Below are 14790 nucleotides of genomic sequence, written 5' to 3' on the forward strand. Positions count from 1 at the left end.
AAGTATATTTAACCGCTATTTACCATTAATGAGCTGCCTGACAATCGCAAATAAATCACTTGGCAACATGCCGCGCTCCCCTTCGCGTTCTGCCAAAATATCGGCTGCTTTAGCGTGCAATGTCACACCGTAACATGCGGCTTGATCAACAGCGAAACCTTGAGCAAGTAACGCACCTATGATGCCGGTAAGCACATCACCACTGCCACCAACGGCAAGCGCTGGATTACCATTTTCGCACAACCAAGTTTGCTGCCCGTTGGCGATCAGGCTACCCGCGCCTTTCAGCACACTGGTACTGGTATAACGTTTAGCTAAATCCGTAGCAGATTGAAAGCGATTTGCTTCAATCTCAGCAATTGAAACTTTCATTAGCCGTGAGGCTTCACCAGCATGCGGGGTTATTATGCAATTTTTAAGGCGATACTCTAAAGCATGCTTAGCCAACAAATTTAAGCCATCAGCATCAATAACTAATGGTAAATTATTTGCTAAGCAATATTGTATAACCTGCTCAAATGCGATTTGCGCCCAACTATCCTGACCAAGACCTGGACCAATAATGACACAATTTGCCCATGCAAGGGCTGCGGATAAACTGTCGCAACTGACCATTAATTCAGGGCGACCACTACTAACGACTTGTACACTGCTTTGATGAGTATAAACACGCACCATTGCAGCACCTGTACGAAGTGCTGCTTCACTTGATAAACGAATGGCCCCGCTAGTACCTTGATTCCCACCGACGCATAACAGCTTGCCGTGGTTCCCTTTATGGCTATTGCGACTTCGTGCAGCAAGTGGTTTGAAACTAGTGATATTGATAAGTGTTGCGCTAGCATCCACTAACTTGGTAAATGATTCTGCGATCCCTAAATCATTAAAAATGATTTTTCCTGCAGCACTTCGCCCGGCACCGGTTACTAAGCCTTGTTTAATCCCCACAAAAGTAACGGTAATAGTAGCCTGAATAGCGATGCCAAGTGGCTGCCCGGTGTCGGCGTCTATGCCTGAAGGTAAATCAATTGCCACTATTGCGCTAGGTTGCGCGTTGGCATCTTCAATCATCGTTAAAAATGGCCGACGAACTTGACTATTAATTCCGGTACCTAACAAACCATCAATAATAATATCGGCATTATTGAGGCGACCTTGCGTGTAACTTTCAACTTCGCCCCCCAATGCTTGCCAACGTTGCTGAGCTGTAAGCGCATCCCCGGTGAGATGTCTACTGGTATCGGCTGCAAGTACAATGACTTCTTTACCGGCTTGCTTGGCAAGGCTTGCCACAATATAGCCATCGCCCGCATTATTACCATAACCGACCAGAATAAAGTAGCGCTGAGCATTCGGAAAATGCTCGATACACTGCGAGAATACCGCATGCCCTGCGCGCTCCATCAAAGTGAACATGCTAACGCCTGCCAAGGTCGCTGCTTTTGCTTCGTGCTCCCTCACCTGCTTTGCCAAAAATAGTTGCTGTGCTAGGCCTTGATTCTGCATATTGATCCATAATAGAAGACGGGCTGTTTACTTAGACTATTAGCCACAGCTGCTAGCGTCAAGGAATGTCGTCACCAACATTTTCAGGCTAATTTAGGAGGTATACTTAGGAAGGATGGTGTTTTCGTTTGCTTTTGTTGCTGCATTTAGCAACTTTAATAAAAAACGGCGCGCAATTTACATTGCGCGCCGTTTTTTAAAACTTACTAATTAAGTGAGTTTATTCTGCTTCCGGCAGGTTACGGCCGTAAAAGATTTCTTGCATTTCACGTGTTAATTTAGAACGAATTGCTTCTTCTTCGTCTTCAGATAAATCACTCGTAGTAACACCAAATAAATAAGTATTTAGGTCTGTTTCTTTTAGCATCATCTTAGTGTGGAACAAGTTTTCTTGATACACATTCACGTCCATCATTTGGTACGCTTCTTTGGTATCTTCGGTCATGTAGTTTTGAATTGAGTTGATCGCGTGATCGATATAGTGCTTAACACCATCTACGTCACGGGTAAAACCACGCACTCGGTAGTCAATTGTTACAACATCTGACTCTAAGCTATGAATTAGGAAGTTTAACGCTTTTAATGGCGAAATAATGCCACAGGTTGATACTTCGATATCGGCACGGAAAGTACAAATACCATCATCAGGGTGAGCTTCAGGATAGGTATGAACGCAGATGTGGCTTTTATCTAAATGAGCAACAACTGTTTCAGGTAATGGTCCTGGTGCTTCATCAACTTCATAAGTTTGCTGCTGCTCAATTGGCTCTTCTGAGATCAGAATTGTTACACTAGCACCTTGAGGGTCGTAATCTTGACGCGAAACATTTAAAATATTCGCACCGATAATGTCTACTACTTCACCTAAAATATCGGTTAGTCGATCAGCACTGTACTGTTCGTCGATATATTCAATATATTCTTTACGTTGTTGCTCAGTCTTTGCATAGCAAATATCGTAAATACTAAAGCTTAAACTTTTGGTTAAGTTATTAAAGCCATGAAGTTTAATTTTATCGAAGGGTTTGTTCATGATAAACCAACCTATAAACAAGTGAAATCTGCCAGAGCAGAATGAAAAGTTCGCGGATTTTATACGAATTTCACCTCAGGAAAAAGCGTTATTTTCCCTGTTCTTGTATAACTTCGTGTGTGTGGGTAATTTCTACTGTTTTATCAAGCATTAATGCTACTGAACAATACTTCTCTGCAGATAGTTGAACGGCACGCGCAAGGTGCTTTTCTGAAACGTTGTCGCCAGTCACAACAAAGTGTAAGTTAATCTTAGTGAATACTCGCGGAGCGGACTCTGCGCGTTCAGCACTCAATTGCACTTGCACATCTGAAAACTGTTGTTTAGCTTTTTTTAGAATACTGACTACATCAACCGATGAACAGCAGCCAACTGACATTAATACCATTTCCATTGGGCTTGGTGCGGCGCTATCGCTACCAGCATCAAACACAACATTGTGACCAGAATTAGAACGCCCTAAAAAAGTATCGCCTTCAACCCATTTCACATTCGCTTGCATTTTATTACTCTCAAAGAAGTTATTTCCTTGATTGTAAGGAAGTCAGACGCAGTTGCAAATTAAAAACGATAATTGGAATGATCAGGCACTTTCGACAACTGCGCTATCAAAGAGGTTTTTTACCAATGCGGCAAATTCATCGATAAATGCATGTTGCTCTATTGTCACTTGATTACTGGTGACGCTGCTGAGGACTTCTTGTAAGTCGTATACAATGCCATCTACTTCACGCACGATTTGACTACGTTGTTCAGTAGAAAGCTCTGTGTGTTGCTGGCATAACAACATGACATTTTCAGCAATATCATCTTCTATTAGCTCCATAATAGTAGGAGCGCCTGGTTTTATTTCGCCGGACTTCTCAAATAATGCTAAATTTTGAGTAAGATACATGATGAGGTCATCATATCCTTGCCTATCTAAAACCATAATTATCCACACCTAATTAAAACGACTGTATTGATTTAAGCAGAAAGCGCTTTTAATTGCTACCTTTGAGCATTAACCAATACAAAAAAAGCAGCCTTGGCTGCTTTTTTAGTTATTTATTACTATTTGACCAAAATCGATTAATCGATTTTTAAGCCAGGGCTTAATGTTGCTGGCATTGCTACTTTTTCAAGTTCAACAGAGGCAACTGGGTATGCGCAATAATCAGCTGCATAGTAAGCACTTGCACGATGATTACCTGATGCACCAATACCACCAAAAGGAGCTGCACTTGAGGCACCGGTGATTGGGCGGTTCCAGTTAACAATACCAGCACGGATACGACGTAAAAAATGGTCGTAATCTGCCGCATTATCACTGAGTAAACCCGCAGACAAACCAAAGCTGGTATCGTTGGCTTTATCAATCGCACTATCAAAATCTGTAAAGCGGAATACTTTTAATAGTGGACCAAAGTGCTCTTCATCTGGGAAGTTAGCAACATCTGTACACTCAATAATACCAGGCGTTACAAAACCTGTATTTTCAGTATGCTTAAGCTCAACCAATACTTCAGCACCAAGCTCAACGAGTTGTTGCTGTGCTTTTACCATACCAGAAGCCGCAGCTGATGAGATCATCGAGCCCATAAACGGTTGCTCTACATCATCGTAGTTGCCCACTTTGATGGCTTTAGTCGCGGTAATTAAACCGGCTAAAATAGCATCGCCTTGCTCACCTGCTGGTAAAAACAGCTTGCGTGCACAGGTACATCGTTGGCCACTTGAGATAAATGCTGATTGAATAATATCGTGAATAACGGCTTTAGTATCAGCAACATCAGTAATAATAAGCGGGTTATTACCGCCCATTTCTAATGCTAAGATTTTACCTGGTTGACCGGCAAACTGCTCATGCAGAATATGGCCTGTGCGTGATGAACCGGTAAAGAATAAGCCATCAATACCTTTGTGAGCAGCAAGAGCCTTACCTGTGGCTACTTCGCCTTGTACTAGGTTAATAACCCCTGCTGGTAAACCTGCTTTTTCCCATAACTTAAGCGTTAGCTCAGCAACAGCTGGAGTTAGCTCCGATGGTTTAAACACCACGGTATTGCCCGCCAAAAGTGCAGGCACAATATGGCCATTAGGTAAATGACCAGGGAAGTTATAAGGGCCAAATACCGCCACTACACCATGTGGTTTATGGCGGATCATTGCACGACCTTGCGGCATTGGGTTTTCTACGTCGCCAGTGCGCTCTAAAAATGCTTTTTCAGAGATAGCTATTTTACCGACCATAGCACCCGCTTCAGTGCGAGTTTCCCATAACGGCTTACCCGTTTCTTGGGCTATTACAACAGCAAGCTCTTCGCTGTGCTCTTTTAGGGTTTCGGCAAAAGTTTTTACAATCGCTAAACGTTCTGCAAATGATTTATCAGCCCAGCTATAAAATGCTGCACGCGCAGAGTTAACAGCGGTGTCTACTTGCTCACTGGTGGCTGAGTTTGCTTGCCAAATAATTTCGTTATTGGCTGGGTTTACTGAATTAAATGCATCGCCTAGGCCTTGCGACCATTGACCATTAATAAATTGTGCAGGATGAGTCATGTACTTTCTCCTAAATTATATACGTGTTGCGGTAACTATATCGCCAGCTTGTAAGTGCAGTGCATCGGCCATTGCCTGTGGCAAAGTCAACTCAGAGCTTGTTTCATCAAGGTTTAGTTGTGCAACGGTTGCTCTAAAATCATTGAGTTTGTCATTCGCTAGCATGATAGCCGTCTCGCCGCTGTTTTCACCGATTTTTACGGTAAAGTTTTTGGCATTACGAATAGTTGCAATATTATCTACTTTTGCTTCTACCGTTGGGCCAGCATCAAAAATGTCAACGTAGCCATTAAAGGTGAAGCCTTCTTTTTTCAGTAGTTCAATCGCAGGGCGCGTATTATTGTGCACCTTGCCGATCACGGCTTGCGCCTCTTTACTTAATAAGTTGACGTAAATTGGGTACTTTGGCATTAGTTCAGCAATAAACACTTTTTGGCCGATACCGGTTAAGTAATCAGCTGTTGGAAAATCCATCGAGAAAAAGTGTTCTTCTAACCATTGCCAAAATGGACTACTGCCGTGTTCGTTAGAAACACCGCGCATTTCTGCAATTACGGTTTCAGCAAAGCGTTCTTGGTGCTGCTTGATAAACATAAAACGTGCTTTTGAAAGCAGCTTACCGTTATTATTTTTACGGTAACCATCTTTTAAAAACAGCGTACAAAGCTCAGTTGCTCCAGTGTAATCATTACACAAGGTTAAAATATCAACCGCTTTATAAACATTCAATGTACGAGATGAATGAATAGCTTTACTTAAATGATAGTGATAAAACGCATCATCTAAACCAACCGCAGCTTCAATTGCTGAGGTACCGACTACTTCACCTGTTTCGCTATCTTCAAGAACAAACAAGTAACCTTCATCACCCGGATGAGATGCACTTTTTGCGAATGAGCTTATTGAATGAGCTATCTTCTTTTGTAATAACTCTTCGTTATTAGGTAAAGAGGTAAAACCATGTCCTGATTCGTGGGCAATTTTCAATAAAGCTGGGTAATCACATTGCTGGATTGGGCGAAGGATCATCATGAGTCCGCTTGCTCCCTTATAAATAACGGTAAATTAAGAATATTAGGGCAAGCTTGCTACTTGCCCTTATTATGATTAGAGGTGTTGATTAACCGTTCACAACGTTGGCTACGGCTTTTTCAAAGCGCGCCATCCCTTCACGGATATCCGCTTCAGGGATCACTAAAGATGGAGTAAAACGCACCACATCGGCACCCGCGACTAACGACATCACACCCTCAGCGGTTCCTGCTACTAAAAACTCTTTAGCACGACCTTTAAACTGCTCATTAACCACAGCACCAATTAATAAACCTTGACCACGAATTTCCGAGAAAACGTTGTACTTATCGTTAATTGCAGTTAGTAATTCATTAAACAATGCTGACTTTGCTTTTACGCCAGCTAATACTTCTGGTGTATTCACAGTATCAAAGGCTGCTTCACCAACAGCACATGCCAACGGATTGCCGCCATAAGTAGAACCATGAGTACCGACTTTAAGGTGCTTAGCAATCTCTGTCGTGGTGATCATTGCACCAATTGGAAAACCGCCGCCAAGTGCTTTTGCAGTAGTTAAAATATCAGGTACTACATTTAACCCTTGGTATGCATAAAGATCGCCAGTACGACCGACACCAGTTTGTACTTCATCAAAAATAAGTAATGCGTTATGTTTAGTACATAACTGGCGTACACCTTGAGCAAACTCGTCAGTAGCAGAGATAATGCCGCCTTCACCTTGTAATGGCTCCATCATTACCGCACATGTGTTATCAGAGATTAGTGCTTCAAATGCGGCTAAATCGTTATAGTCACAATGTACGATATCTCCCGGCTTAGGACCAAAACCATCAGAGTAAGCAGCTTGACCGCCCACGGTTACAGTAAAGAATGTACGGCCATGGAAACCTTTATTGAAAGCGATGATTTGCGATTTTTGCTCACCAAAATTTTCAAGCGCAACACGACGCGCTAATTTTAGTGCGCCTTCATTTGCTTCTGCGCCTGAGTTGGCGAAATATACTTTTTCAGCAAATGTAGCATCTACCAATTTTTTAGCTAAACGAAGTGCTGGCTCATTAGTCATTACATTTGATAGGTGCCAGATTTTTTCGCCTTGCTCTTTTAATGCTTTAACCAATGCTGGATGACAATGACCTAGACAGTTAACAGCGATACCACCGGCAAAATCGATATATTCACGACCTTGCTGATCCCATACACGTGAGCCTTCGCCACGAACAGGAATAACGCTTGAAGGTGCGTAGTTAGGAACCATTACTTGATCAAATAATTCGCGATTGACTGTCATTTTATATCCTCTTAATTGTGATCCTACAGAAAGTTTAAAAAATAGGCTTGATGATAGACTGTTGTACCATCTCCTTTGGCGTAAATCAGCATAGCTCACATCGCCAAAAAATACTCTCTGGTTCAATTTTCAGATAATCATTATTTCAGAGTTTTTCGTTATTGTCTCTTATAAAACTTTCATGTAGCCCTTGTTATTAAAGGCTTTGAGATATAATTTCAGAGATAGTGAATAACTATCTGAATAACGAATTATGGGGTTGTTTATTCTATATCGCTGCCCCACCACCCACCAGGCAGAGCTTTGCAAGATAAAATATGGGTAAGAGTAGATATTAATGATGAATGAATAGTCGTAAAAAAATTAACAAAAAATTTATGAAATAAGGGCGTGTTGACCTTTCAGGATTAAAATTTGTTCAAATTAGGGGCGATTTAATCACGGCGCGAGATTTGTAACCTAGTGGGCTAAGTAAAAATTGAGCAAAGCTTCCGCGTCCTGCTCACGCCCCTTACTTACATCCATGTAAGTAACAAAGAGTTAATCGCCCCTAGGAAGAACCCTTCGGGCAGCGCGTGTTTGGCATTGATGCTGCGTTATCGCCTATTTATGGGGAACAACCACACTACATAGGCTCTGCCTTGCCTAAATACCAAACACACTGCTGCAAATTCAACCTCGAAAGATAAACACGCCCTAGTCAATTTTAATATGAAAGTGCTGCAAATTGGTTTTTTCAAGCTGCTCTAGTTCCTGTTTTGATAACCCAACGTAATCAAACCAGAGTGATTTTTCATCACTTTCCACCAGCTGATGTTCGCTCAAAGTAACACATTGACTATAACAACGTGCCTTTTGCATTAACATCGCTAATGGCAATAGTGAATCCCCTTTGGACACACCATTAATCAACTGCGATAACACAGCATTAAAAGGTAAATACCGAAACGCCATTTTATCAATCACCGTCGCCGTGACTTTTAGCGCATGCTGATTAAGTAAAGTACTTAAAAATAACGGATCAGGTTTTAACTCTAACAATGCGGTGTGAAGATCTTTATGTTGGTCTTCTCGGGCAAGGGTTACTTTGCGCTGCCACACTCGTTCGAATGTACGTAAATAGAGTCGAATCAAAGCTATCTTGCCAACATCGAGTAACATACCCAAAGTAAATGCATGTACTTCATTAATACCATTGAGCTTAGCCAACTCTTGCGCCGCAATCGCGCAAGCCATTGAGTTATCGCGTAGGCGACGCTTCAATAATGGAAATGGTTCGGTGCTGTGTGGCATCCAATGACGTACCGCAAAGGTAGGCACTACAAACTGTAAGTTGTCTAAACCAATATAACGCAGAGCTAAAGAGGGATTATCAACTTTTACCGAAGTATGTTTATTGCGCTGCGCGCGATAATAAGGCAAATTCACAAAAGCAACTAACTCACGTCCTAACCAAGTTAAATCTTTAACTAATGGCTCAAGGCGCCCTACCGATGCTGATTTTACCGCAAGTATGTCTAAAATCGCGGGGACATTATCTTCAATACCAATGGTTTCATGTAGTACCGTATCAATATCGGCTAACTGCTTGTTCATGGCGGTATCAATAACTTGATGTAACTGCTGGCTGGCTTGAGCGCGGTACTTATGATGCGAAGTACTGGAGAGTTTACGTATTTTTTGCGCAGCAACTTCAACCTCAAGTAAGGTGCGCTGCTTCATCGCCTCACCATAATTTATATCTAGAGTATGAATATAGCCAATTTGACGTTGCGCAAAGCTATGTCCAAGCAACAAGTCATGGGCTCGCTGCTCTAATGCCTTAGCTGTCCTTTGTTGGCGTATTTCATCTGTCATTAATAGTTATCTTTTATAAATAAATTAAGGGGAGCTACTAGGTTTGTTAGCATAAGCCTAGAACCGAGTTAAAAAGTTAGCAAGTAATTCAAGTCCTCGCTGCGTTAAAATTGCCTCTGGGTGAAATTGTACCCCCTCTAACGCTAAGCTATTATGAACTAAGCCCATTATTTCATCTAACTGGCCGCTTTCAGTTTCGGTCCAAGCGGTGATTTGCAACTCATCAGGAATGCTATCTTGTTCAACAACCAACGAATGATAACGGCAAACTGTTAATGGATTTGGTAAGCCGGCAAATACACCTTGATTAGCATGATAAATTGGCGATGTTTTGCCATGCATCACTTGCTTTGCCCTAACAATGTTCGCACCTAATGCTTGTGCTATTGTTTGATGACCTAAACAAATACCTAAAATTGGAAATTGACCTTTTAGTTGCTCAACAAGCTCCAAAGATATACCCGCTTCATTTGGTGAGCATGGGCCGGGAGATATCACGATATGCTGAGGGTTTAACTGGGCAATTTGACTAACCGAGATCTCATCATTGCGCTTTACTAGCACCTCTTGATCTAAACGTTGAAAATACTGTACCAAATTGTAGGTAAACGAGTCGTAGTTATCGATCATTAAAAGCATGTAATAAAGCACTCAAAATAGAAATTGTTTGCAGGCAACTGCCTGCGTTCATATTCTAACTTAAGCCCGCACGAGTGTCAGTGTTTTGTATTCAGGCAAAGGGAAATTACTTTAATAACGATAATACTGAGCTTGATGTTGATTTATTTTAAATCAGCCCAAGCTCTATTGTATTGGCAAAACGCCTCAGAGCATTTAATTTGACTAAAACCCATGCGTGTTTATCTATCGAGATTAATATGTAACACGCTTTAATAAGGAGCGACCTATGTTAGGCGAAGATCATTCATTAACTAAAGATTTCCCTGAATACCAAAGCACTATCACTAAGCTCAACACTGATAATGAAGAGTTCGCGGCAAGGGCAAAGCAATACAATGCAATTGATAAAGAAATCCGTGTCCTGGAGTTACAAGATGCCCCTATTGATGATGAAGCAATGCATCAATTAAAACACGATAGAATGGCATTAAAAGATTGGCTCCATCAGCAATTAGCTGATGCTGCCAACTAATAATTATATTATATATATCTGGCGCTTATTTAAAACTAAGCGCCCGCACTGAGCCTTAACTCCCTTTCACTCATCCTATTTGCCTAAAATTACATCCATTATGGTGCAAAAGCATTGCTATTCGTTTAGCTTAGAGACAAGCTATCTTTATCTAAGTTAAATAACATTATATTTTATGTGCAAATACATACTCTCGATTGACCAAGGAACGACGAGCTCTCGCGCCATCTTATACACCAAAGATGCCGAGGTTTTTGGCACAGCCCAACAAACTTTCCCGCAGCACTTTGTGCAAAATGGTTGGGTTGAACACGATCCTGTAGATATTTGGCAAACCGTATTCGCGAGCGTTAAAAACGTATTGGCGCAGCAACGGGTAACGGCTGCCGACATTATTGCCATAGGCATTGCTAATCAACGAGAAACCACCTTAGTGTGGAGTAAAAAAACTGGGCAACCTATTTACAACGCGATTGTGTGGCAAGATCGACGCACTAGCCAGTACTGTGATAGTTTGCGCGATGCTGGGCACAGTAAAACCGTCAATGATAAAACCGGCTTATTACTCGATCCGTACTTTTCTGCCACCAAAATTCGTTGGATCTTAGATAACGTCACTGGCGCTAAAGAGCAAGCACAAGCAGGTGAGCTGGCGTTTGGTACGGTAGACACCTACTTACTATGGCAATTAACCGATGGTAAAGTACACAAAACCGATGCAACCAATGCCTCTCGCACATTACTGTTTAACATTCACCAGCAATGCTGGGATGAAGACTTACTCGCCTTATTTGATATTCCAGCCTCGATGCTACCTGAAGTAATGGACTCAGCGGCTGACTTTGGTGTTACTAGCAGCGAGTTATTTGGTGGTGAAATTCCAATTAACGGCATAGCGGGTGATCAGCAAGCCGCTTTAATTGGCCAAGCTTGTTTTGAAGAAGGTATGGCAAAAAGCACCTACGGAACAGGCTGTTTTTTAATGCTTAACACCGGCGATAAAGCACTAAAGTCAAACAATCGCTTATTAACCACCATCGCATATAGACTTAACGGCAAACCTACGTATGCCATTGAAGGCAGTATTTTTATGGCAGGTGCCACCATGCAGTGGATTGTAGAGGGCTTGAAATTATTAGAAAGCGCGGGAGAAAGTGAAGCCCTCGTCAAAGGTGTTCCCTTAGATCATGGGGTATTTTTAGTGCCCTCTTTTACAGGTTTAGGCGCTCCCTATTGGGATGCCAATGCCCGAGGTGCTATTTTAGGGCTTACTCGAGATTCAGGTATTAGTACGATTGTCGCTGCAGCTTTGCAATCAGTGGGTTATCAAACTAAAGATTTACAAAAAGCGATGGAAGGGGATGGCTTGCGCCCCAGCATCTTGCGCGTTGACGGCGGTATGGCTAATAATAATTGGGCTATGGAGTTTTTAGCTAATATTTTAGGTGCGAGTGTTGAGCGCCCCACCTTAACCGAAACCACCTCGCTTGGCGTCGCCTATTTAGCAGGCCTGCAAAGTGGTGTTTATGAATCAACAGCACAACTGGCAACTATGTGGCGATGTGACCGCCGCTTTGAGCCAACTATGAGTAGCTTTGAGCGTAACGATTTATATGCAAAATGGCTACATTGTATTGCGCAAGTGACGCTTGCTAATAATCCGCAGAATGACGGCTAATCGCGTTAATATAATCTGGCATTAACAACTAACTTTAAGGTTCACCCGTGCAGTTACTCGATAACGAATATGATTTACTTGTCATTGGCGGTGGCATTAATGGTGCTGGTATTGCAGCAGATGCAAGTGGTAGAGGCTTGAAAGTATTATTGTGTGAGCAAGACGATTTAGCCTCAGCCACCTCATCAAACAGCAGTAAGCTTATTCATGGCGGGCTGCGCTATTTAGAACACTATCAATTTAGGTTAGTAAAAGAAGCATTGCTAGAGCGTGAAGTGTTATTAAAAAAAGCACCGCATATTATTTGGCCGCTCTCGTTTAGGCTTCCTCATCAGTCACATTTGCGGCCGCCATGGATGATCCGCCTAGGATTATTTATTTACGACCATCTAGGAAAACGAGACACGCTACCCGCTTCCAAGTCGATTATTTTCACAAAAGACAGTGTGCTAAATGCATCAATTACACAAGGGTTTGAATATGCTGATGGCTGGGTAGATGACGCGCGTTTAGTGATCTTAAACGCCCTTGCCGCCGAACAACACGGAGCAACCATAGCAACGCGTACTCGTTGTATCAAGGCACAGCGCAATATTGAACATTGGGATGTAACTCTAGCGCAACAAACGACCCAGCAGCAACTACAAATCAAAGCCAAATGCATTGTTAATGCCGCAGGCCCTTGGGTTGCTTCATTGTTTGATAATGTATTTATTCAGCCATCACCACAGCATATTCGCTTAGTCAAAGGCAGCCATATCGTGGTGCCACGTATTCATGACGAGCCATGTGCCTATATTCTCCAAAATGAAGATCAACGTATTGTTTTTGTCATTCCTTTTGAAGATGACTATTCCTTGATTGGTACTACGGATGAAGAATATACCGGCACCATTAAAGATGTAAAAATTAGCGAACAAGAGATTAGTTACTTAATCAATATTACTAATCATTACTTTAAAACCCCGATTGAAGCGACTGATATAGTACATACATTCAGTGGCGTACGGCCATTACTCGATGACCACTCAGCAGATGCTCAAGCTGTAACCCGCGATTATAAGCTGATATTAAATAATGATGATAATCAGGCTGCTTTGTTAAGTGTGTTTGGCGGAAAAATAACTACTTATCGAAAACTGGCAGAAAATGCTGTGGACAAACTCGCGCTATTTTATCCTCATATGACTGAAGCGTGGACAAAAAGCGCGCCGTTACCAGGCGGAGATTTTAGTGAAAAAGCGACGTTAATAACGCAACTACAAGTAAAATACAATTGGTTGCCTGAGTTATTATTAAATAGGCTGGTACGCTCCTATGGCACGCTAACTAATGCACTGCTAGGTAATTGCAGTGCATTGGCTGACTTAGGTTGTCATTTTGGCCATGGTCTATACGCTCAAGAAGTCGATTACCTAATTGCCAAAGAGTGGGCAAAAACCAGCGATGACATATTGTGGCGTAGAACAAAGCTCGGGCTACGCTTTAGTAAAGCGCAAGTCACCGCTTTAGATAACTACTTGCGCACCTTAAATTACTAACTACACATTAAGAAGCTGCAATAAAATGCTCATTTAAGGCTGCTTTTTCAATACTAGATAAAGCTTGCTTAGCTTTAGCGGCAAAGTCGTAACGTACCAGCACTGTTTTACCGATTGCGCAGCATTTATCTTGCTGCCACGCCTCTTGGCGAAGCACAAATGAGCTGCTGCCAATATGCTCTACCGATGTTTTAATACTTACTTCATGCGAGTAAAACAACTCACCTACAAACGACACCTCAATTTTAGCAATAATAAGCTTCCAATCGTGAGGATTTAAATCGGGGGTAAAAAATTTAAAAATAGGTGCACGTGCGGCTTCAAACCAAACAGGGAGTACGGTATTGTTGATGTGTCCGAGTGCATCCGTTTCGCTAAAGCGCGGCATCACTTTTTCAGTAAACATAATAATCCAATAATAATTAAACAGGTAACTCATGACGGACTTTATCCGCGTGTATGACAACGCGCTCAGTAATGACTTTTGCGATAACTTTATCACCACCTTTTCGCAAAGCCCGCATATAAAACAAGGGATGACATCAGGCGGCATAGATCTTAATAAAAAAGATAGCCACGACTTACACTTAAACAATCATCCTGAATACGCTGAGCAATTAAAACATATTCAACAAACTACTGCACAATATGTTTTTAACTACATTGAAGAACATATTTTTATAATGATTGGGGCGTTTGGTTTAAAAGTGTACCACCCCCAAACAGGACAACCTGTTGATTTAACGCAAGCTAATTTTGACGAGGTAGGTAAACCGCAATTACCTTTATTGGTACAGCAAATTTTTCGACTCGGTAATATCCAAGCGCAAAAATACGAAGTTAACAAAGGCGGCTACCCGTATTGGCATAGTGAAGTGTACCCACAGTTACACCATAACGAAGCACTGCATCGAGTATTGTTATTTATGTTTTATTTAAACGATGTTGAAGAAGGCGGTGAAACCGAGTTTTATTATCAAAATCGTAAGATAGCTCCGAAAAAAGGCACTATGGTGATTGCCCCAGGCTACTTTACTCATACTCATCGCGGTAATAAACCTGTGTCGAATGATAAATATATTTTAACGTCGTGGGTGCTGTTTAACCGCGCAGAACAAATATACGGGCAGCCACAGGCCTAAGCGGTAAGCGGTA

At 41.9% G+C, this 14790-nt stretch carries 14 protein-coding genes; 4 read left to right on the forward strand and 10 right to left on the reverse strand.

The genetic code is table 11. The features are described from left to right. Positions 1 to 15 precede the first annotated feature (15 nt). The 9 genes from H5232_RS10480 to H5232_RS10520 all read right to left on the reverse strand — a co-directional run bounded on the left by H5232_RS10480 (position 16) and on the right by H5232_RS10520 (position 9902). The gene (locus tag H5232_RS10480; protein ID WP_182718916.1) at positions 16 to 1506 is read right to left on the reverse strand and encodes an NAD(P)H-hydrate dehydratase; all 1491 of its coding nucleotides are present in this window, start codon (positions 1504 to 1506) and stop codon (positions 16 to 18) included. A 220-nt stretch (positions 1507 to 1726) separates the two neighbouring features. Further along, positions 1727 to 2539, reverse strand: a complete 813-nt coding sequence (gene speD, locus H5232_RS10485) for an adenosylmethionine decarboxylase (protein WP_145238045.1) — start codon at positions 2537 to 2539, stop codon at positions 1727 to 1729. Between the two features lie 88 nt (positions 2540 to 2627). Further along, entirely contained in the window at positions 2628 to 3041 is a 414-nt protein-coding gene (locus H5232_RS10490) for an OsmC family protein (protein WP_145238042.1), read from the reverse strand. 81 nt (positions 3042 to 3122) lie between these two features. Next, positions 3123 to 3470 (reverse strand): DUF3802 family protein, encoded by a 348-nt coding sequence (locus tag H5232_RS10495; RefSeq protein ID WP_149980484.1) that lies wholly within the window; start codon positions 3468 to 3470, stop codon positions 3123 to 3125. Between the two features lie 140 nt (positions 3471 to 3610). After that, positions 3611 to 5080 (reverse strand): succinylglutamate-semialdehyde dehydrogenase, encoded by a 1470-nt coding sequence (gene astD / locus H5232_RS10500; protein WP_182740846.1) that lies wholly within the window; start codon positions 5078 to 5080, stop codon positions 3611 to 3613. Positions 5081 to 5095: 15 nt separating this feature from the next. Further along, positions 5096 to 6112 (reverse strand): arginine N-succinyltransferase, encoded by a 1017-nt coding sequence (gene astA, locus H5232_RS10505; protein ID WP_145238033.1) that lies wholly within the window; start codon positions 6110 to 6112, stop codon positions 5096 to 5098. A gap of 88 nt (positions 6113 to 6200) precedes the next feature. Continuing rightward, the gene (locus tag H5232_RS10510) at positions 6201 to 7406 is read right to left on the reverse strand and encodes an aspartate aminotransferase family protein (RefSeq protein ID WP_149980483.1); all 1206 of its coding nucleotides are present in this window, start codon (positions 7404 to 7406) and stop codon (positions 6201 to 6203) included. A gap of 696 nt (positions 7407 to 8102) precedes the next feature. Beyond that, entirely contained in the window at positions 8103 to 9263 is a 1161-nt protein-coding gene (locus tag H5232_RS10515; RefSeq protein WP_145238027.1) for an HDOD domain-containing protein, read from the reverse strand. Between the two features lie 57 nt (positions 9264 to 9320). After that, positions 9321 to 9902 (reverse strand): aminodeoxychorismate/anthranilate synthase component II, encoded by a 582-nt coding sequence (locus H5232_RS10520; protein ID WP_149980481.1) that lies wholly within the window; start codon positions 9900 to 9902, stop codon positions 9321 to 9323. Between the two features lie 268 nt (positions 9903 to 10170). Between H5232_RS10520 and H5232_RS10525 the strand changes: the two genes are divergently transcribed. The 3 genes from H5232_RS10525 (at position 10171) to glpD (ending at position 13635) form a co-directional block, all read left to right on the forward strand. Then, the gene (locus H5232_RS10525; protein ID WP_145238021.1) at positions 10171 to 10416 is read left to right on the forward strand and encodes a YdcH family protein; all 246 of its coding nucleotides are present in this window, start codon (positions 10171 to 10173) and stop codon (positions 10414 to 10416) included. A 175-nt stretch (positions 10417 to 10591) separates the two neighbouring features. Further along, positions 10592 to 12094, forward strand: a complete 1503-nt coding sequence (glpK, locus tag H5232_RS10530; RefSeq protein ID WP_182785386.1) for a glycerol kinase GlpK — start codon at positions 10592 to 10594, stop codon at positions 12092 to 12094. A 47-nt stretch (positions 12095 to 12141) separates the two neighbouring features. After that, positions 12142 to 13635 carry a glycerol-3-phosphate dehydrogenase gene (gene glpD / locus H5232_RS10535; protein WP_182718912.1) on the forward strand — a complete coding sequence of 498 codons (1494 nt, stop codon included), beginning with the start codon at positions 12142 to 12144 and terminating at the stop codon, positions 13633 to 13635. Between the two features lie 7 nt (positions 13636 to 13642). Here glpD and H5232_RS10540 read toward each other — a convergent pair whose 3' ends face one another. Next, the gene (locus H5232_RS10540) at positions 13643 to 14041 is read right to left on the reverse strand and encodes a thioesterase family protein (RefSeq protein WP_182718911.1); all 399 of its coding nucleotides are present in this window, start codon (positions 14039 to 14041) and stop codon (positions 13643 to 13645) included. Between the two features lie 31 nt (positions 14042 to 14072). On the opposite strand from H5232_RS10540, the gene H5232_RS10545 reads away from it, so the two are divergent. Continuing rightward, positions 14073 to 14777, forward strand: coding sequence for a 2OG-Fe(II) oxygenase (locus tag H5232_RS10545; protein ID WP_145238009.1), 705 nt, complete (start codon positions 14073 to 14075; stop codon positions 14775 to 14777). Positions 14778 to 14790 lie beyond the last annotated feature (13 nt).

Origin of the sequence: Pseudoalteromonas sp. SG41-5 (assembly GCF_014164495.1) — a bacterium.
GTDB lineage: Bacteria > Pseudomonadota > Gammaproteobacteria > Enterobacterales > Alteromonadaceae > Pseudoalteromonas > Pseudoalteromonas rhizosphaerae.